Source organism: Flavonifractor sp. An92, assembly GCF_002159175.1.
In the GTDB taxonomy this organism is placed as follows: Bacteria; Bacillota; Clostridia; order Oscillospirales; family Oscillospiraceae; genus Pseudoflavonifractor_A.
In genome coordinates this window covers 1-18,461 of sequence record NZ_NFGZ01000006.1, presented here as the reverse complement: position 1 = coordinate 18,461, position 18,461 = coordinate 1, and the positions used below count along the sequence as shown (strand labels likewise).

Genomic DNA, 18,461 nt, shown 5'->3' with positions numbered 1-18,461 from the left:
AAGGGGGGAGAGAGGATGCAGCGGGACCTGACCCGGGGGCCGGTGACCAGCACTATGCTGTGCTTTGCGCTGCCCATGATCCTGGGCGATCTGCTCCAGCAGTGCTATAACGTGGCCGATACCCTCATCGTGGGCCGCTTTCTGGGGACGGCGGCGCTGGGGGCGGTGGGCTCGGCCTACACCCTGATGACCTTTCTCACCTCGGTGCTGCTGGGCCTCGCCATGGGCAGCGGCGCGGTGTTCTCCATCCGGTGGGGCCGGGGGGACCTGGATGGCCTGCGGGAGAGCGTGTGTACCTCCTTTTTCCTCATTGCGGCCCTGACGGCGGTGCTGACCGCTGCCTCCTTTGCCGGGCTGGATACCATCCTGCGCCTCTTGCAGGTGCCGGCAGAGAACTACGCCCTCATGCGGGCCTACCTTTGGGTGATCCTGTGGGGCATCCCGGCCACCTTCCTCTATAATTTCATGGCCTGCCTTCTGCGCTCGGTGGGCAACTCCACCGCGCCGCTGGTCTTTCTGGCGGTGTCGGCGGTGAGCAACATCGGCCTGGACCTCCTCTTTGTGGTGGGATTCTCCTGGGGCGTCCAGGGCGCGGCGGGGGCCACGGTGCTGGCCCAGTACCTCTCCGGGGTGGGGCTGCTGCTCTACGGCGTGTGGCGCTGTCCCCAGCTGCGGCCCCAGCGCCGCCATCTCCGCCTCACCCGCCGGGGGCTGGCGGAGATCAGCCAGTTCTCCCTCCTCACCTGCGTGCAGCAGTCGGTGATGAATTTCGGCATCCTGTTGGTCCAGGGGCGGGTGAACTCCTTCGGCCCGGCGGTGATGGCTGCCTTTGCCGCGGCGGTGAAGATCGACTCCTTCGCCTACATGCCGGTGCAGGATTTCGGCAACGCCTTCTCCACCTTCATCGCCCAGAATTACGGTGCCCGGCAGCCCCAGCGCATTCGGCAGGGCATCCGCTCGGCGGTGGTGTGCGCGGTGGCCTTCTGCGTGGTGGTGTCGGCGGTGGTGTGCCTCCTGGCCGGGCCGCTGATGGGCCTCTTTGTCGAGGCGGAGGAGACCGAGATCATCGCCATCGGCATTACCTATTTGCGCATCGAGGGGGCTTTCTATCTGGGGATCGGGTGCCTGTTCCTCCTGTACGGCCTCTACCGGGCGGTGGCTATGCCGGGGATGAGCGTGGTCCTCACGGTGATCTCCCTGGGCACCCGGGTGGTGCTGGCCTACGCCCTGTCCGCCATTCCCGCCATCGGGGTGGTTGGCATCTGGTGGTCGGTGCCCATCGGCTGGTTTTTGGCGGATTTTGCCGGATTTCTCTACTACGCCCTGCGCCGGGGACGCATCGAGGCCCGGCTCACCGGCGAATAGCTGACCTTCGGAGGGGAGCGCATTCCGCGCCCCCTCCGTTTTTGAAAACTATTACTTGACTTTGTCAAGTTATCTGCTATACTTGACCTAGTCAAGAGAAGGAGGCGACGCTCCCATGTTCCGTACCCTGGCCTATTGTACCACCGCCCTTCACCGGGATTTCACGGCCTACACCACCCGGCGGCTCCAGGAGCTGGGGCTCCACTTTGGGTCCCTGTTCCCGCTGATCTATGTGGGCAAGCACCCGAGCTGCACCCAGGCCCAGCTCACCGCCGACCTGAGACTGGACTGGGGCCACTCCCAGCGCACCGTCACCCGGCTGGTGGAGGAGGGGTTCCTCACCCGCACCAAGTCCGGCCGCGCCTACCGGCTGGATTTGAGTGAAAAGGGGCAGGAGGCGTTTCAGGTGAGCCACCAGGTCTTTTTCGACTGGGACCGGGAGGTACTTGGTCCCCTCACCGAAGACGAGCGGGAGCAGCTTTTCCACCTCTTGGCCAAACTTCAGAAAGAAGAGCACCCTGTATGTACGAACTCCTCAGCAGTCCCGTCGACTACGGCGGACTGACGTTAAAAAACCGCATCATCTTTTCCCCCACCACCCTGGGCGTGCCGGAGGACGAGCAGGTGGAGCGCCTGGCGCGTATCGCCGCAGGTGGCTGCGCCATGATCATCATCGGCGACGTGCCGGTGGGGAAGCACGGCTTCGGTCCGTCCCTTTTTACACAAAAGGGCTTTGCCCACTATCAGCGCCTCATCGAGGCCATTCACGCCCACGGCTGTAAGGTCTGCGCCCAGCTCCACCAGTCCGACTCGGATCTGAGCGCCATGCTGAAATGTGTACCCGGTATGCTGACCCACCGGCTGGGACCGGATGACCTGCGCAAGCGCCTCAACGACGCGGTGGGGCCCTATATCACCGGCCTTTCCGAGCGCAAGGTGGAGGCCATCACGGCCTCCTTCGGCGAGGCGGCCGAGCGGGCCGTGGCGGCGGGCTTCGACCTGGTGCAGGTCCACGGGGACCGGATGTGCGGCAGTTTCAGCTCCGCGGTCTTTAACCACCGCACCGACCGCTACGGCGGCAGCGCCGAGAACCGGGCCCGCTTCGCGGTGGAGGCGGTGGCGGCCATCCGCCGAAAACTCCCGGAGCTGCCCATCGACTACAAGCTGGCGGTACGCCAGGAGGACCCCCATTACGGAAACGCCGGGGTCCTGGTGGAGGAGCTGCCGGTGTTCGTTCCCCTCCTGGAGGAGGCGGGGGTCACCAGCTTCCATATTACCCTGGCCAACCACTCGGACCTCTCCGACACCATCCCCCCGGCCAAGCACCCCGCTTTCGGCGCGGAGGGCTGTTTCCTCCCCTTCTGCGACCGGGTGCGGGCCCTCACCAAGAAGCCCATCTGCGCCGTGGGCGGGCTCACCGACCCGGATTTCATCGAGGAACAGCTGAAAGCGGGCCGCATGGACTGCGCCGCCATGAGTCGGCAGCTCATTGCCGACCCGGAGTGGCCCAACAAGGTTTTTGACGGACGGGCGGGGGAGATCCACCGCTGTGTCCGCTGCAACAAAGAGTGCCTGGGCGGGATGATGGCCCACCGGGGCGTCCACTGTATCTATGAAAGGAAGGTTTCCCAATGACTTACGCCATTGTGTTCAGCAGCCGTACCGGCAATACCAAACTCCTGGCCGACACCCTGCTCTCCACCCTGCCGGGAGAGGAGTGCATCTACTGGGGCGAGCCCTCGCCTGAGGCGTTGAAGGCAGAAAAGCTCTATGTGGGCTTCTGGACCGACAAGGGCACCTGTGACGAGGGCGTGGCCAATTTCCTCCACCAGGTGACTAATCAGCAGGTGTTCCTCTTCGGCACCGCGGGCTTTGGCGGCGCGCCCGCCTATTTTGACCAGATCCTGGGTCGTGTGGAGGCCAATCTGGAGGGCCGCGGCACTGTGGTGGGCCGCTTCATGTGCCAGGGCAAGATGCCCCAGGCCGTGCGGGACCGCTACGCCGCCATGGAGGAGAGCCCCCGCCGCACCGCCATGCTGGAGAACTTCGACCGGGCCCTGAGCCACCCCGACCAGGCCGACCTGGACGCCCTCCGCGCCGCCCTGTAAATACGAAAAAGACCGCGCCCCCGGAAACTCCGGGGGCGCGGTCTTTGTTTATTGGGCAGAGCGCAGCACCTCTTCCAGCAGGGTCAGCAGGGCGCGCAGGGCGGGGGTGCGCTCACCGGGGAGGTACACCGCGCCGAAGGACAGGGGCTCGAACTCGGGGAGGGGGATGTACCGCAGTCCCGGCAGCCGCGCCCCGGGCAGATCGGGGACCACCGCCAGGGCATAGCCCGCCTCGGCCAGGGTGAAGGCGGCCTCCAGATCGTCGCAGAAAAAGACCTGGTGGGGAGGCCGGCCGGCCAGCACCTCCGACTGGATGGGGAAGAGGGCAGGGGGACAGATGGGCGGGCGGCAGGCGGCCATGGCCCCGGCGCTGCGCAGCCGCTCCACCGTGAGGAAGGGCTCCTCCGCCAGGGGGTGGTCCGGCGCACACACGCACACCGCCGGACAGCGGAGCAGCTCGTGGTAACGGGCCTTTTTGGACGCGGACTCCTGGAAGGAGAAGATGAGCTGGAGCTCCCCCTCGCTGAGCTGGTTCTCCAGGGAGTCGAAGGGGATGAGCCGCAGCAGGGGCATCACCTCCGGCCGCTCCTCCCGCAGCCGGGCCAGCACCGGACGCAGCATGCGCAGCTCGATGGTGTTGCGGCAGCCGATGCCCAGCCGGGCGGGCAGGTCGGACAGACACTCCTTCAGCCGGGCCTTGGACAGCCCCGCCAGCTTCAGCATCTCCCCGGCGTACTGGGTGAAGAGGTAGCCCTCCGGCGTCAGACGCACGCTCTTGCTGGTGCGGTGGAAGAGCTTTACCCCCAGCTCGTCCTCCAGAGTGCTGATCTGGTGGCTGACAGCGGGCTGGGTGATGCGCAGATGTTCCGCCGCCCGGGAAAAGTTCAGAAAATTGGATACGGCCATAAAGCACTCCAGCTGTGTGGTATTCATAAAAACACCTCCCGGCCCCGGGGGGCCTTTTGTATTATGTAGAGAATCAATACAAGTTTTTTATTGAATATAGCAGATTTGAATTTCACATGCAAGCTTCTTTGTGCTATAAAAATGTACGGACCCAAACAGTTCTGTTCCAAACAATTGAAATGAGGTGAGCGGAAATGGAAGCGGACCGGGACACCATGGCCCGGGACAACCGGCAGATCAGCATTCAGCTGGAACTGCGGGCCAATGAAGTGCTGGCCCAGAAGGGGCTGACCGCCATGCAGGCCCACATGCTGCTCTACATCCTCTGCCACTCGGAGGAAGGTGCGTCGCTGACGACCATCCACCGGGAATTCGGCTACTCCATGGCCTCGCTCTCCGGGCTGGTGAAGCGGCTGCGGGAGAAGGGGTACGTGCGGGTGGAGCGCTGCGCGGGGGACGACCGGCGCAAGCTGCTCTTCGCCACGGAAAAGGGCCGGGCGGTCCAGGAGTCGCTGGATCGCTCCATCCAGGCGGTGCAGGCCCGACTGTACGACCGTTTCACCCCGGAGGAACTGACCGAGCTGGACCGGATGCAGAAGAAGATGCTGCACAACCTGTCCCAGACGGGGGAAATGACAAATAAGGAGGTAACACTGTGAAAACCGTTTTGCATCAGCTGGGGCGCTATCGGCGGGACACCCTGCTGTGCGTGGCCATGGCCGCGCTGGAAGTGGTGATGGAGATCCTGCTGCCCTTCATCACCGCCATCATCATCGACAAGGGCCTGGAGGCCGCCAATCTCTCCGTGGTCTACCGTTACGGCATCCTGATGGTGGTCCTGGCCGCGCTGAGCCTGGTCTTTGGCGCCCTGGCCGGAAAATGTGCCGCCAGCGCCTCCGCCGGTCTGGCGGCCAACCTGCGGGAGGCCATCTACAACAACATCCAGACCTTCTCTTTTTCCAACATCGACAAATTCAGTGTGCCCGGTCTGGTCACCCGTATGACCACCGACATCACCAACGTACAGAACGCCTTCATGATGATCATCCGCATCGCCGTGCGCTCGCCGCTGATGCTGGTGTTCAGCTACATCATGTGTCTCATCATCAGCCCCAAGCTGAGCCTCACCTTCCTCATCGCGGTGGTGTTCCTGGTGGCGGTGCTGGGGTGCATCATGGCGGTGACCATGAAGATCTTCAACGAGGTGTTCCGCAAGTACGATGACCTGAACGCCAGCGTCCAGGAGAACGTGTCCGCCATCCGGGTGGTGAAGGCCTTTGTGCGGGAGGACTATGAGAACGAGAAGTTCTCCAAGGCCTCCTCCAACCTGTACCGCCTCTTCGTCAAGGCCGAGGGCCTGCTGGCCTTCAACAGCCCCGCCATGATGCTGGCGGTGTACTTCTGCATCATCATGGTGTCCTGGATGGGCGCCCACTTCATCGTGGGCGGCACCATGACCTCCGGTGAGCTGACCAGCCTCTTCAGCTACGTGATGAGCCTGATGATGAGCCTCATGATGCTCTCCATGGTGGTGGTCATGATCTCCATGTCCATGGCCAGCGTCCGCCGGATCAGCGAGGTCCTGAACGAGACCCCCGACCTGGCCGACCCGGCCGACCCTGTGGAGAAGGTGGCCGACGGCTCCATCGACTTTGAGCACGTCAGCTTCTCCTACAAGCACGGCTCGGGCAAGAACGCCCTCACCGACATCGACCTGCACATCAAGTCCGGCGAGACCATCGGCGTCATCGGCGGCACCGGCTCGGGCAAGAGCAGCCTGGTGAACCTGATCTGCCGGCTCTACGACGTGGACTCCGGCGCGGTGAAGGTGGGCGGCCTGGACGTGCGGCAGTACGACATGGAGGCCCTGCGCAACCAGGTGTCGGTGGTGCTCCAGAAGAACACCCTCTTCTCCGGCACCATCCTGGAGAACCTGCGCTGGGGCAACCCCGACGCCACCGAGGCCGAGTGCGTGGAGGCGTGCAAGGCGGCCTGTGCCGACGAGTTCATCGATCGCTTCCCCGACGGCTACCACACCCGCATCGAGCGGGGCGGCGCCAACGTCTCCGGCGGCCAGAAGCAGCGCCTGTGCATCGCCCGGGCTCTGCTGAAGAAGCCCAAGGTGCTCATCCTGGACGACTCCACCAGCGCCGTGGATACCGCCACCGACGCCCGCATCCGGGCAGCCTTTGCCCAAAAGATCCCCGGCACCACCAAGATCATCATCGCCCAGCGCATCTCCAGCGTGGAGGGGGCCGACCGCATCCTGGTGCTGGACAACGGGCGCATCGACGGCTTTGACACCCACGAGCACCTGCTGGAGAGCAACGCCATCTATCGGGAGATCTACGACTCCCAGATCAAGGGCGGCGGCGACTTCGACCAGAGCGCGTCGTAACAGAAGGAGGGAAACCATATGCAACCGAATGTATCCCGCGGTGACTCCATGGCGGTCCTCAAGCGGGTGGTGCGCTACATGCTCCACTCCTACCGCCTGGCCTTCGTGCTGGTCATCCTGTGTATCCTGATCTCCGCCATCGCCACGGTGGCGGGCGCTACCTTCCCCCAGACCCTGGTGGACGACTACATCGTGCCCATGATGAACGCCGGTTCCACCGATTTCAGCGGCCTGGGCCAGGCGCTGCTGCGGCTGGTGGTCCTGCTGCTCCTGGGCATCGCGGCCAGCTACGGCTATAACCGCATCATGGTCACCATCAGCCAGGGCACCATGCGCCGCCTGCGCAACGACCTGTTCCGCCGCATGGAGTCCCTGCCCATCAAGTACTTCGACACCCACGCCCACGGCGACATCATGTCGGTGTACACCAACGACGTGGACACCCTCCGGCAGCTGATGAGCCAGAGCATCCCCCAGATCATCAACTCCACCATCACCATGGCCGCCACGCTGGTGACCATGATCCTCCTGAACCCCGCCCTCACCGTCATCTCCCTGCTCACCGCGGCGGTGATGCTGGTGGTGACCTCCAATTTCTCCAAGCTCTCGGGCCGCTTCTACGCCCAGCAGCAAAAGAACCTGGGCATCGTGGACGGCTTTATCGAGGAGATGCTGGACGGCCAGAAGGTGGTCAAGGTATTCTGTCACGAGGAGGCCGCCAAGGCCGACTTCCACCAGGTCAACGAGGCCCTGCGGGAGAGCGCCGACAAGGCCAACCGCTACGCCAACCTCCTCATGCCCATCAACGCCAACATCGGCTGGCTGAGCTACGCCCTGGTGGCCATCGTGGGCGCTATCCTGGGCATCAACGACCTGGCCGGCGTGACCCTGGGCACCGTCATCACCTTCGTGGGCCTCAACAAGAGCTTCACCCAGCCCATCACCCAGGTGAGCCAGCAGATCAACTTCGTGGTCACCGCCGCCGCCGGCGCCTCCCGTGTCTTTGAGCTCATGGACCAGGAGCCCGAGAAAGACGAGGGCTATGTGGAGCTGGTGGACGCCAAGGAGAACGCCGACGGCACCCTCACCGAGGCCGGAGAGCGCACCAACACCTGGGCCTGGAAGCACCCCCACAAGGCCGACGGCACCATCACCTATGCCCGCCTGGAGGGCGGCGTGGTCTTTGACAGCGTGGACTTCGGCTATGACGAGAAGAAGCTGGTCCTCCACGACATCAGCCTGTGGGCAAAGCCCGGCCAGAAGATCGCCTTTGTGGGCGCCACCGGCGCGGGCAAGACCACCATCACCAACCTCATCAACCGTTTCTACGACATCGCCGACGGCAAGATCCGCTACGACGGCATCAACATCAACAAGATCAAGAAGCCGGACCTGCGCCGCAGCCTGGGCATCGTCCTCCAGGACACACACCTCTTCACCGGTACCGTTCTGGAGAACATCCGCTACGGCCGCCTGGACGCCACCGACGAGGAGTGCATGGCCGCCGCCCGGCTGGCCAACGCCGACGGCTTCATCCGCCGCCTGCCCGACGGATATGACACCATGCTCACCGGCGACGGCGCCAACCTCTCCCAGGGCCAGCGCCAGCTCATTGCCATCGCCCGGGCCGCCGTGGCCGACCCGCCGGTGCTCATCCTGGATGAGGCCACCTCGTCCATCGACACCCGCACCGAGAAGCTGGTCCAGGACGGCATGGACGCCCTCATGACCGGGCGCACCACCTTCGTCATTGCCCACCGGCTCTCCACGGTGCGCAACGCCGACTGCATCATGGTCATGGACCAGGGCCGCATCATCGAGCGGGGCACCCACGACCAGCTCATGGAGGAGAAGGGCACCTACTACCGCCTCTACACCGGCAATTTCGCCGAAGAACCGGCTTGATTGTCCAAACAGAGCACAAAAGAGCCCCGGCTTTTCAAAAGCCGGGGCTCTTTTTCTGCGCGCCGGGGAGGGAGGAAGCTCCTCAGCGCTCCATCTTCCAAAACGCCACGCTGTACGGAGGCAGCTCGCTGCCGCCGCCGAAGTCGTGGGGCGCGCCGGTGATGAGGTCCACCGCCATGCCGCATCCGGCGTCGAAGTGGGCCACATAGGGCGCGTCGTCGGCGTTCACCGCCACCAGCACCCGCTCGCCGTCGGCGCATCGCTCAAAGATGATCTGCCGGTTGGTGAGCACCACGTTGCGGTAATTGCCATAGCACAGGGCCGGACTGCTCTTCCGGGCGGCGGCCAGCCTGGCGATCCAGGCGGTGAGCTCATTGGACTGGGGCAGCTCCACCGCCGGGCGGAGGGCGTCGTCGCTCCCGGACTCCTTGCGGCCCTCCATGCCCCACTCGCTGCCGTAGTACACGGCGGGCACGCCGGGCATGCCGAAGAGGATGCCGTAGGCCAGGGGCAGGTGCTCCTTCCGCTCCAGCATGGAGGCGATGCGGGTGACGTCGTGGTTGTCCAGGAAGGACAGCAGGTGCTTGCCCTTGTAGAGGGTCCACTGCTCCGGCCCGAACTGCCGGGCCAGGGAGTGGCCGATCTCGAAGAGATTCATGGAGTTGAAGCTGGAGTAGAGGCCCTTGTAGCACTCGTAATTGGTGACCGAGTGGCACATCTCGTCGTTCATCCAGCGGTTATAGTCGCCGTGGAGGGTCTCGCCCACCAGGACGAAGTCGGGCTTCAAGGAGTTGGTGAAGGCCCGCAGCTGCTTCAGATACTCTGGTGTCAGGCAGTAGGCCACGTCCAGGCGCAGGCCGTCGATGCCGAACTCCTCCACCCACTGGCGGATGGACTCGAACTGGTACTCCACCACCGCCGGGTTCTGGAGGTTGAGCTTCACCAGCTCCATGTGCCCCTCCCAGCCCTCGTACCAGAAGCCGTCGTTGTAGTTGGAGTTGCCGTCAAAGCTGATGTGGAACCAGTCCTTGTAGGGGCTGTCCCACCGGCGCTCCTGCACGTCCCGGAAGGCCCAGAAGCCCCGGCCCACATGGTGGAACACGCCGTCCAGCATCACCCGCAGACCGGCGGCGTGGAGCGCGTCGCAGACCTGCTTGAAATCCTCGTTGGTGCCCAGGCGGCAGTCCACCTTACGGAAATCCCGGGTGTCGTAGCCGTGACGGTCACTCTCGAACAGCGGATTGAAGAGGACGGTGTCCGCCCCTGTGGCGCGGATGTGCTCCACCCAGTCCAGGATGCACAGAATCCGGTGCTCGGTCACACCGTCGTTGTCCCGGGGGGCGCCGCACAGGCCCAGGGGATAGATCTGATACAGGACAGCCTCGTCAAACCACATAATCCATTACCTCCAAATCGCTATGGTATGCTGCGTTTTCAACAAAGGTAGTATAACAGACTTGGAGGAAAAATACAACGGGATGCAAAGTATTTTAGTCCCGCCCGGCCAGCATGGCCGCCACCTCTTCGGCGGTGCAGTGGAGGTCGGCCTCCCCCTCCCGCCGGTAGGAGCCGCGGTAGGGGTCGCCCCCCACGTACACCGGGCGCAGGTTCCGGGGGGCAGGTGGGATGCGCAGGACCAGGATGTCCCCCTGGGCGGTGGGCACCACTTCGCCGCCCTTCTCACCCACCAGGTCGGCGCTGGCCACCTTGGGGTCCCGGACGAGAGCCAGAAACTCCTCCAGCATCTCCTGGGCGTTGAGCAGGCCCTGGATGCGCAGGGAGTGGTCCTCCAGCTCCTCCACACCCAGCAGGATCAGCCCGCCCCAGGTGTTGGCAAAGGCGGAATAGGTCTCCCAGATGCTGCGGGGCAGCCCTCCCGTGGCCAGCTTGGCCTCCAGATGGCCGTTCTCCCGATAGCGCTCGATGTGTCTGACGTCAAACATGGCGCACCTCCGTGCCGCTGGGGCGTGTTGAGATACTCTCAGTATACAGGACGGGGAGGGCCCGGGCAAGGTGGAAAAAATTTTATGGGAACCTGCAAAATGCGGTTGACAAATGGGCGAAGGCTCGCTATAATAATCTAGCGGTCTTGATTAAGACCTCACGCGGATGTGCTGGAACTGGTAGACAGGCACGTTTGAGGGGCGTGTGTCAATCGACGTACGGGTTCAAGTCCCGTCATCCGCACCAAATAAGCAGACACGATGTTTCGTGTCTGCTTATTTTTTATCCAGGGCAGCGCAGCAGACAAAAAAGACACGACGCAAGTCGTGTCTTTTTTCTGGAGCAGGTAAAGGGAATCGAACCCTCATATTCAGCTTGGGAAGCGGGAGTGTTAATATCAGGAATATATTGCAGTTCTAAGAGACAGAGCTATCCGATATTAGCTTTTCCACCACCTTTTCCACCAGCTCTATCCAGCAGATCCATTCCGGCACGCAGAGCAGTGGCGTCACGGTGCTGGTAGATATTCGCCGTGGTGGAGATGTCCTCGTGACCAAGGAACCACCGCACTGTCTCCAGCGGGACCCCGGCACGGGCGCAGTCGGTGGCAAACGTGTGCCGCAGGCAATAGGGCGTCAGATCGTCGGCGATTACCGACTTGACCACCTTGTTCCGATATACCTCCGCGCCCATCTCAATATCCATAGCACGTCGGAAGGTTTTCCAGAGCCGGTACTGGCTATTGGAATTAAGCCGGTGTCCTTGTGGGCTGGGAAATACCGGGTCGAAAGGCTTACCGCGGGCCGCATGGAGCCGCGGCAACAGAGCGGCGTGGATTGGAATATCTCGGACACCGGCCTTGGTCTTTGGCCCTTTGATACGGCCTGATCCACTCTCCAGCGCCGCATGGATGTGGATTTCTCCGTGCTCAAAGTCCACGTCGGCCCAGTTGAGGGCCGCTGCCTCGCCAGGCCGCATCCCGGTGTAGAGCAGTGTCAGGATGTATAACCCCGACGGATGGGTCTCTGCTACCCGGAGCAGCACCGCACGTTCCTCCTCGGTAAGGCTGCGGTGCGAGCCTTGATGGACGGCAGGGAGCTCCAGATCCTCCGAGGGGTCGTAAGGGATCAGACGGGACTTCCGGGCCCGGGAGAACATCCCCTTCAGCACCCGTCGCAGCTTCTCCACATGAGAATAGCTCATGCCCGCCTGACTGTTCAGCAGCCGCTGGAGGTGGACGTCCCGCACGTCCTTCAGCTTTAAGCGCCCGATGGCGGGTTTGATATACCCAGTATACTTCTCATCATACATGCCAAGAGACTTTTCAGTCATGCCCATAGGGTCCTTATACGTGGCTTTCCACTGGTGATACCAGGCGTCCACGGTCATGGACCCGCCCAGCACTTCCTCCCCGCGTTTGGCGGCGGAGAGCTTTTCGGCCAGCTTAGTGAGAGCCTCCAGCTCGGTCTTTCCGGTGGCTTCGTACTTCTTCCCGTTGTAGCGGGCGGTCTTGCGGATGTAGTTCCCCATGTGATCCTCCTTTCTGGTATAATACAAATGTTCTATTGCGAGCGTTGAAAGAGACCGGGGCCGGAGCCCCGGGTCTTTTTTGGCTCAGTAACGGTTCTTGTACGGCTCCCGCTTTTTCCTCTTGTGGATGATCTCACACGTTCCGCTTTTCGCCAAAGAAAATGCGTCCGCTGCTCAGGATCTTGCGGTAGCCGCACTGCATGGCAAAGGCTTTGTCCGGGTGTGTACAGCTGCCGGCGTTGCTGCACTCCAGATAGCGGGAACAGCAGTCCCACTCCTTGGGATAGCGGTCCACCGTGGCGCCCGCGATCTGGGTGAGGAAGGGGGCATAGAAGTCAATGGGATGCGCCTCGTCGATCAAAAGACGGATGTACTTGGGCTCAGAACTCACCCTTTTCTGAGGGGCGCCCTCCGGGATCAGGTCGGAGAAGAGCAGGGGGACCGAGAGGTAGGGCTGCTTTCCCCGCAGACGAAGGCGGAATACGGTGAAGTTACAGAACGCCACCGCGGTGTAGGACTTGACGGCGCTCCGTACCAGCAGGTCCGGGATGCCGCCGCGGCTCTCCACGGCGGCGCGCATAGCGGGCATAGTGTTCTCCAGCCAGGCCAGCTCCTGGGCCTCCGGCCCGGTAGAAAGATCAGTCAAAGAAATTTGTCCTTCCAAAGCTCAAACCTCCACGGCGCGAACCAGGTCGATGAACTCCTGTTCGCGGATGATCTTGATGTGTGCCTTGCCCGCCTGATTCAGGGCATAGGCCTTTTCCTCTTTGCTGCTCATACCGTCCGCGCCAACCAGCGCCAGATCTTGCGTCCCCACCACCAGATAGTCGGTTTTTCCAGAGACGCCGGATTTGACCAGCGCCCCCACATCTGCCGCCATCTGCGCGGCCTGCTGACGGCTCAGGGAAAGCTCACCGGTAAAGACGATCCGCTTTTGGAACAGTGGATGGGACTCATCCAGAGATTCGCAGGTACAAACGATGTCTTTGGGCGAAAAGTTGGAGTGGCCAGAGGAGCTGGAGCGGCGTTTTTGGTATGGCTTGGCTGGGAAACACTTCAGGTTTAGCTTCGTTCCCGGGACCGCCGCGCACCGACAGAGCAGGGCGTGGGTCTGACGAACGTCGGACAATGCGCGGTGCGCCTGCGTGTCGTCAATGGACAAGAACTGAATGAGCGTAGACAGTTTGTGATTGGGGGCGTCAGGAAACGCACGGCGGGCCAGCTCCAGCGTATCGAGATAGGTGAAATCCGGTTCCAGGCCCAGGGTGCGATAGGCCGCAGCCAGAAAACTGAGGTCAAATCCGGCGTTGTGAGCCACGATGGGAAGTCCGTCCATAAACTGGTGCAGAGATTCCACGGCAGGCCGGAGCGTAGGGGCTCCGGCAACGTCCTGGTCGGTGATTCCGGTGATCCGCGTGATTTCCGGGGAAATCGGACGCTGAGGGTCTACAAAGCTGTTCATGACCGCCGCTTCTTTCCCGTCCATGTATTTGACGGCGCCGATCTCAAGGATGCAGTCCCGTTCCGGAGAGAGCCCGGTGGTCTCAAAGTCCAGGACCACATAGGCGCGTGGCAGCTCGGGCAGAGCGGCGGGGGATGGGCGGGTAGGAGCGGCGGAAGGGGAAGGGACAACCTCGTCCTCGCCGTCTGGTTCGTCCGGGGAGCCGTTCGGGAAGTCGAACTCCCATTGGCGGCTATAGACCCGGTCAAAGTTGATATTCCACTCCCGCTTACAGCAGTCCGGAACCGGTGGTTCCGCTGCGGGCTCTGGTGCGGAAGCCGGCTGGGCGGATTCAGCGGGGACTTCTTCTGATGCAGATTCCGGATAGGGCTGGAGCGATTCAACGGGCGTTTCTTCTGGAACAGGTACCGGGGAAACGTGGATGGCGGCGGGTTCCGGTTCGGCATGTTCAGGCTGCTTCCGATCCCACTTGCAGCAGTCCGGAGCCGGGGTATCCTCTACGGGCTCTGGTGCGGAAGCCGGCTGGGCGGATTCAACGGGGACTTCTTCTGATGCAGGTTCCGGACAGGGCTGGAGCGATTCAACGGGCGTTTCTTCTGGAACAGGTACCGGGGAAACGTGGATGGCGGCGGGTTCCGGTTCGGTATGTTCGGGCTGCTTCCGAAACAACGTTTTAAACACATGGAACATAATCGTGTCCCCTTTCGGTGTCCGACTTGGACACAGTTTACAGCCCGGCCGCCATGCGGTAGTAGTCCAGCGCGCCCCGCAGGAACGGCTCGGTCACATCGAAATACTCGGCCAGCTCCCAGGGTTCCCGATACCCATGACGGAGCGCCTTCTTCAGCTCATCCTCCGGGATGAGCTTTTTATATGCCCAGCGAGTGGCGCGGTTTTCGTGCTTCTGGCGCACATCCAGAGGGGCGTACTCGTTGTAAAAGCTGCCGGTCTCACAGTGACCAAGCTCATGCCCCAGCTTGGTGCGCTCCTCGGCCAGGCTGCCCAGGCGCCACGGGTCCATGGCCACATAGCACTGCCCCTCCGGGTCCATCATGGACAGGGACTCGGCGTTGTCCATGGTGAACCAGTAGACCTCCACGCCATGCTGTTCCGCATAGTCGTACAGGCCAATGAGATCAGTCATGCTGCTGCTTCTCCTGTTTTTTCTTCTGGGCGATGAAGGCGGCGAAGTTCTTCACGTCCGCCCACATGGCCTCCTTGTCCTCGTCGGTGAGGTCCTGATCGCCGCCCCAGAAGGCGGCCATGAGCTGCTCCTGGTCCGCAGGGGCTGTCCCGCTTCCGGAAGGGGAGGGGGGCTCCGGGTTTTTCCCCAGAAGATAGTCAACAGACACGCCGAAGATCTCCGCCAGTTTGACCAGCGTGGCGTTGTCCGGCTCATTGGAGCCGTTTTCCCACATGGTGACGGTGGTGCGGCCCACGCCAACCAGCTTTCCCAGCTTATCCTGCGACATTTTTGGGGTCTGGGCAGTACGTAATTCCTTGATTCTGTTCATACTGTCACCTCATGCCAATTATATGTCATTTAGAATGACACGGAAAGGGGATTGCAAAAAATAAATGTCATTAGTATTGACATAACTGGCTGGCGGTGTTATAGTAATGTCACGATACATGACATATTGGGAGTGACATTACAGGGAGGTGACACCGCATGACAACCTTGCTCAAGCTCAAAACGATCCGGGAAGAGCACGGGATCTCTCAAAAGACCCTGGCACAGACCGTAGGAGTGGGACGCTCCACCGTGGCAATGTGGGAAAACGGTTCGATCCTCCCCAACGCCGCGAAGCTCCCGGAGCTGGCCGATGTGTTTGGCTGCTCCATCGACGCCCTCTTCGGGCGCAACCCGCCAGGCGAGACCTAGCGAGAGGGGGGGTGGAAATGTGCTTGTATTTGCATTTGATGCTGAGATTGCCCCAGAGGCGAGAGAAAAGCTTCGCAAGAGACTGGAGACATATACGGGGGAGCCTTGCCTCATTTTGGAGTGTTGCACCGCAGTGATCCGGGTGCCGGATCACCCTGGGCAGCTCAAAGAAACGTGCGAATCAGAGCAATGACGGCTATCGCTGTTGTAATGATGTAGCGAACCCATTCGGCGATCTTTTCATGTGAGAGCTTTGTGCTTTCCTGCAAGGTTGCACGAGCTTTATCACTAACGGTGTATAGCCCGGTGATTTCGCCGTTTTCTACGGAAAGAGACCTTGAAAGATATCCGCCTTTATAGAGTGAATCAACGCGATGAGAGGAGTACTCGGGGGCGGATAAGTCGCTCATTGTACTATGAGAAACAGGGTCAGGTTGTTTGCTCAGCCAGCGGAGGAAGGCCTTTTCTTCGTTACTTATCATGGTATATCACCAAATCCGACGTTTTGTCGTCATCGTTACCTCTCGTATTGTGAACGATTATGATTAACGTGTGGTAAACGAAAGGAGGGAAGAGAATGCTCGCAAAGATTACGATCCAAAACTTGGACCAAGCAGAGAAAAATGCGCGTGAACTCTTAGAACACATCGAAGCAATCAAGCGGCTCCAAAGGGATATCTCGTACCTTGGCGTGCAAGTAGAAATCAAGCTGGGGGAGGAGAAGGCCGCCAGCAGTACCTGACGGCCTCTGTGACATTACTGTTGCGCATTGAGATAGGAGATAATTTCTTTTCTGAACTCATTCAGTGCATAGAAGGTCTGCCTTGATAATTCCGCGATATCTCCCTTTACTGCGTGCTCTTTGCTGTAATCATCATATTGAGCCTGCATTTCAGAAGCAAAGTTATCAAGTGCTGCCCCTAGTCGTTTGTCTAACTCATGGACTGTCAAGTAATTCACCTCCCTGTTTGTGTTCACTCAATGTGAATGATACCACAATCACCCAGAAAGGGCAACCGGGAAGGAGGGAAACAAGTGCGACTCAAAGAACTGCGGGAGATGCGGGGCTTGACGCTTTCACAGGCTGCCCAAGCAGCCCACGTCACCAAAGCCGCTGTCTGTATGTGGGAAAGCGGGGCCCGGCAGCCCGGGCTTGCTTCCCTGCTGGCCCTGGCTGATTTGTATGGCGTCTCCCTGGATGCGCTCTGTGGGCGCAACCCGCCGGGCGGGTCGATGGACCAATGATACACCCAAGAAGGAGGTTTTACCATGCCGGGAGAATGCTGGAATATCTACAAAAACGCTCGCCGGGGTGCCGGTTTGACCCAGGAATCGGCTGCCGAGCGCCTGGGCATCAGCGTGGAGAGCATCCGCGCCTACGAGACCGGCCAGCGGACGCCGCCGGACAATGTGGTGCAGCTCATGTCCATTCTGTACAACTCGCTGAACCTGTGCTTTCAGCACATGCAGGAGAACAACGTGGTCTACCGCTCTGTGGTGCCGGAGGTGGAGCAGCGCTCCGTCATTGAGGCTACTACCAAGCTGGTCAATCGGATCTTCGACTTCGCCGATTCTCACGCCGACCGGCGGCTGCTGCGCATCGCCGAGGACAACGTGATCGACACCAGCGAGCGGGTGGAGTTCGACGCCATCATGGAGGACCTGGGCGAGATCGTGGAGGCCGCCCTGGAGCTGCGCTGCGCCGGAGGAAGCTGAGCCAATAAAAAAGGCCGCCCCCGGGTGTAGCAGACCCGGAGACGGCAGAAAGGACTACATATGGCAGTATATCACAACAATGCGCGGATCGCAAGTGAGATCCGCGAAAAGCGGACCATTCTCCGCGATCGCTACGGCGGCATGATGACCCTGGAGGAGCTTCGGGAGGAGTTGGGGTACCGGTCCCGTACTTCTGCCCGGCAGGCCGCGCAGGAGCTGGGTATCCTGCCCACTCAGATCGGGCGGATGAAGAAATATGACACCGACCAGGTGGCCAAGCGCCTGGTGGAACTGAGGGGGATGTGTTGATGAATGTCAGATTGAGCAAAGAGGCCGTGGCGGCCATCTTCACGGCGCTGCACGCCGCCGTCTGTGACGCGGAGGGCAACGTGGAGGTGTGGGCCCGGGAGGACCTGAAGCTGGACCCGGAGGTCCAGCGGACCTGCCTGGCCTATGCCGAGGAGCGGCTGCGGGAGCGGATGGGCGCCCTGAATGCCTTCCGCGAGGCCGTTTCCAACGGGAGGGGGTAATACCATGGACAAGCGGATAGAAGATCTGGCCGGGGCGCTGCGGATGCTCCGCTCCGCCGTACATGCCATGGAGCTGGACCGGGATATCATCAGCATCCGGCTGGCTTTTGACCGGTGGCAGGGGGACAAGATCGAGATTCTCCTGCATAAGCCGGACCTGCTGGGGCAGGAGATCCGGCGAGTCCTGGCCAAAGACGGCTCGTCCTGCGCGCTGGAACAGGATCTGGACGGCGTGACCCTGATCGCCTACGAGAGCCGGGGGGAGAGTGATCCCCCGTGATGGAGTTCCACTTCAACGCCGAGCTGGCCTCAGAGTACGGCGTGGACGGGGCCATCTTCCTCCACGCCATGGCCTTCTGGGTGGCCAAGAACCAGGCCAACGGCCGCCACTTCCACGAGGGGCGCACCTGGACCTACAACACCCTGGAGGCCCTGACGAAGCTCTTCCCGTTCTGGAGCAAGCGGCAGATCGAGCGCATCACCGGGCGGCTGCGGGAGCAGGGGGCCCTCCTCTCGGGCAATTTCAGCGAGGACAAGACCGACCGCACCCTCTGGTACGCCCTCTCCGACGCTGTCCTGGAGACCTATGGGCTCAGTGCGCCTCCCATTTCACCAAACGGGGAAATGCATTTCACCGAACCGGGACAGCCATTTCCCCATTCGGTGAAATGTAATAAGGAAACAGTTACTGACCAGTTATATTCCCCCCTAC

General features: G+C 61.6%; 24 protein-coding genes, 1 tRNA gene and 1 pseudogene. 16 read left to right on the top strand and 10 right to left on the bottom strand.

Translation table 11 applies throughout. The features are described 5' to 3' along the window. Nucleotides 1–15: 15 nt before the first annotated feature. The 4 genes from B5G43_RS06015 (at nt 16) to bilS (ending at nt 3,473) form a co-directional block, all read left to right on the top strand. Entirely contained in the window at nt 16–1,365 is a 1,350-nt protein-coding gene (locus B5G43_RS06015; protein ID WP_087259569.1) for an MATE family efflux transporter, read from the top strand. 115 nt (nt 1,366–1,480) lie between these two features. Next, nucleotides 1,481–1,930, top strand: a complete 450-nt coding sequence (gene bilQ, locus B5G43_RS06010; protein ID WP_087259568.1) for a bilirubin utilization transcriptional regulator BilQ — start codon at nt 1,481–1,483, stop codon at nt 1,928–1,930. Further along, nucleotides 1,888–3,000, top strand: coding sequence for a bilirubin reductase (gene bilR / locus B5G43_RS06005; RefSeq protein WP_087259567.1), 1,113 nt, complete (start codon nt 1,888–1,890; stop codon nt 2,998–3,000). The genes bilQ and bilR overlap by 43 nt, the downstream gene beginning before the upstream one ends. Beyond that, nucleotides 2,997–3,473 carry a flavodoxin family protein BilS gene (gene bilS / locus B5G43_RS06000; protein ID WP_087259566.1) on the top strand — a complete coding sequence of 159 codons (477 nt, stop codon included), beginning with the start codon at nt 2,997–2,999 and terminating at the stop codon, nt 3,471–3,473. The genes bilR and bilS overlap by 4 nt, the downstream gene beginning before the upstream one ends. 48 nt (nt 3,474–3,521) lie before the next feature. On the opposite strand, the gene B5G43_RS05995 is transcribed toward bilS, so the two are convergent. Beyond that, a complete protein-coding gene (locus B5G43_RS05995; RefSeq protein WP_087259565.1) occupies nt 3,522–4,406 on the bottom strand; it encodes a LysR family transcriptional regulator in 885 nt (294 codons plus the stop codon). Between the two features lie 167 nt (nt 4,407–4,573). Here B5G43_RS05995 and B5G43_RS05990 point away from each other — a divergent pair, with 167 nt between their 5' ends. From B5G43_RS05990 to B5G43_RS05980, 3 genes are read left to right on the top strand one after another with little or no spacing between them, the layout of a single operon-like run. Next, on the top strand, nt 4,574–5,038 hold the full coding sequence (locus B5G43_RS05990; protein WP_087259564.1) for a MarR family transcriptional regulator: 465 nt from the start codon (nt 4,574–4,576) through the stop codon (nt 5,036–5,038). Then, on the top strand, nt 5,035–6,777 hold the full coding sequence (locus B5G43_RS05985; protein WP_087259563.1) for an ABC transporter ATP-binding protein: 1,743 nt from the start codon (nt 5,035–5,037) through the stop codon (nt 6,775–6,777). Before B5G43_RS05990 ends, B5G43_RS05985 begins: the two co-directional genes overlap by 4 nt. A gap of 18 nt (nt 6,778–6,795) precedes the next feature. Beyond that, the gene (locus B5G43_RS05980; RefSeq protein WP_087259562.1) at nt 6,796–8,682 is read left to right on the top strand and encodes an ABC transporter ATP-binding protein; all 1,887 of its coding nucleotides are present in this window, start codon (nt 6,796–6,798) and stop codon (nt 8,680–8,682) included. An 82-nt stretch (nt 8,683–8,764) separates the two neighbouring features. Here B5G43_RS05980 and B5G43_RS05975 read toward each other — a convergent pair whose 3' ends face one another. Both B5G43_RS05975 and B5G43_RS05970 read right to left on the bottom strand, forming a co-directional pair. Next, nucleotides 8,765–10,078: an alpha-amylase family glycosyl hydrolase gene (locus tag B5G43_RS05975; RefSeq protein ID WP_087259561.1), complete on the bottom strand. Its 1,314-nt coding sequence runs from the start codon at nt 10,076–10,078 to the stop codon at nt 8,765–8,767. A gap of 94 nt (nt 10,079–10,172) precedes the next feature. Beyond that, nucleotides 10,173–10,625 (bottom strand): ATP-binding protein, encoded by a 453-nt coding sequence (locus B5G43_RS05970; protein WP_087259560.1) that lies wholly within the window; start codon nt 10,623–10,625, stop codon nt 10,173–10,175. Between the two features lie 162 nt (nt 10,626–10,787). Here B5G43_RS05970 and B5G43_RS05965 point away from each other — a divergent pair. Beyond that, nucleotides 10,788–10,872 (top strand) — tRNA-Leu (locus B5G43_RS05965). 183 nt (nt 10,873–11,055) lie between these two features. Here B5G43_RS05965 and B5G43_RS05960 read toward each other — a convergent pair. From B5G43_RS05960 to B5G43_RS05940, 5 genes are all read right to left on the bottom strand, one after another. Next, nucleotides 11,056–12,156: a site-specific integrase gene (locus B5G43_RS05960; RefSeq protein ID WP_087259559.1), complete on the bottom strand. Its 1,101-nt coding sequence runs from the start codon at nt 12,154–12,156 to the stop codon at nt 11,056–11,058. 133 nt (nt 12,157–12,289) lie between these two features. Beyond that, nucleotides 12,290–12,802 carry a hypothetical protein gene (locus tag B5G43_RS05955; RefSeq protein ID WP_087259558.1) on the bottom strand — a complete coding sequence of 171 codons (513 nt, stop codon included), beginning with the start codon at nt 12,800–12,802 and terminating at the stop codon, nt 12,290–12,292. A gap of 21 nt (nt 12,803–12,823) precedes the next feature. After that, a complete protein-coding gene (locus B5G43_RS05950; protein ID WP_087259557.1) occupies nt 12,824–14,308 on the bottom strand; it encodes an exonuclease domain-containing protein in 1,485 nt (494 codons plus the stop codon). Nucleotides 14,309–14,345: 37 nt separating this feature from the next. Next, nucleotides 14,346–14,762 carry an ImmA/IrrE family metallo-endopeptidase gene (locus B5G43_RS05945; protein WP_087259556.1) on the bottom strand — a complete coding sequence of 139 codons (417 nt, stop codon included), beginning with the start codon at nt 14,760–14,762 and terminating at the stop codon, nt 14,346–14,348. Next, complete coding sequence (locus tag B5G43_RS05940; protein WP_087259555.1) at nt 14,755–15,132, bottom strand: helix-turn-helix transcriptional regulator; 378 nt, start codon at nt 15,130–15,132, stop codon at nt 14,755–14,757. The genes B5G43_RS05945 and B5G43_RS05940 overlap by 8 nt, the downstream gene beginning before the upstream one ends. 158 nt (nt 15,133–15,290) lie before the next feature. Here B5G43_RS05940 and B5G43_RS05935 point away from each other — a divergent pair, with 158 nt between their 5' ends. Beyond that, nucleotides 15,291–15,503 (top strand): helix-turn-helix transcriptional regulator, encoded by a 213-nt coding sequence (locus B5G43_RS05935; RefSeq protein WP_087259554.1) that lies wholly within the window; start codon nt 15,291–15,293, stop codon nt 15,501–15,503. A 164-nt stretch (nt 15,504–15,667) separates the two neighbouring features. Here B5G43_RS05935 and B5G43_RS17030 read toward each other — a convergent pair whose 3' ends face one another. Next, nucleotides 15,668–15,985 carry a hypothetical protein gene (locus tag B5G43_RS17030; RefSeq protein ID WP_140397507.1) on the bottom strand — a complete coding sequence of 106 codons (318 nt, stop codon included), beginning with the start codon at nt 15,983–15,985 and terminating at the stop codon, nt 15,668–15,670. 95 nt (nt 15,986–16,080) lie between these two features. Between B5G43_RS17030 and B5G43_RS17290 the strand changes: the two genes are divergently transcribed. Further along, nucleotides 16,081–16,245: a hypothetical protein gene (locus tag B5G43_RS17290; RefSeq protein ID WP_158097369.1), complete on the top strand. Its 165-nt coding sequence runs from the start codon at nt 16,081–16,083 to the stop codon at nt 16,243–16,245. A 14-nt stretch (nt 16,246–16,259) separates the two neighbouring features. Here the strand turns inward: B5G43_RS17290 and B5G43_RS05930 are convergent, their stop codons facing one another. Beyond that, complete coding sequence (locus tag B5G43_RS05930) at nt 16,260–16,454, bottom strand: hypothetical protein (protein ID WP_087259553.1); 195 nt, start codon at nt 16,452–16,454, stop codon at nt 16,260–16,262. Nucleotides 16,455–16,538: 84 nt separating this feature from the next. On the opposite strand from B5G43_RS05930, the gene B5G43_RS05925 reads away from it, so the two are divergent. The 6 genes and pseudogenes from B5G43_RS05925 to B5G43_RS05900 all read left to right on the top strand — a co-directional run. Next, nucleotides 16,539–16,748 carry a helix-turn-helix transcriptional regulator gene (locus tag B5G43_RS05925; protein WP_158097368.1) on the top strand — a complete coding sequence of 70 codons (210 nt, stop codon included), beginning with the start codon at nt 16,539–16,541 and terminating at the stop codon, nt 16,746–16,748. Between the two features lie 24 nt (nt 16,749–16,772). Then, nucleotides 16,773–17,219, top strand: a complete 447-nt coding sequence (locus B5G43_RS05920; protein WP_087259551.1) for a helix-turn-helix transcriptional regulator — start codon at nt 16,773–16,775, stop codon at nt 17,217–17,219. Between the two features lie 60 nt (nt 17,220–17,279). Then, on the top strand, nt 17,280–17,528 hold the full coding sequence (locus B5G43_RS05915; RefSeq protein WP_087259550.1) for a hypothetical protein: 249 nt from the start codon (nt 17,280–17,282) through the stop codon (nt 17,526–17,528). Next, on the top strand, nt 17,528–17,749 hold the full coding sequence (locus tag B5G43_RS05910) for a hypothetical protein (RefSeq protein ID WP_087259549.1): 222 nt from the start codon (nt 17,528–17,530) through the stop codon (nt 17,747–17,749). Before B5G43_RS05915 ends, B5G43_RS05910 begins: the two co-directional genes overlap by 1 nt. 4 nt (nt 17,750–17,753) lie before the next feature. Beyond that, entirely contained in the window at nt 17,754–18,029 is a 276-nt protein-coding gene (locus tag B5G43_RS05905) for a hypothetical protein (protein ID WP_087259548.1), read from the top strand. After that, nucleotides 18,026–18,461 (top strand): annotated as a pseudogene (locus tag B5G43_RS05900) (hypothetical protein); the annotation flags it as partial. The gene B5G43_RS05905 and the pseudogene B5G43_RS05900, both read left to right, overlap by 4 nt.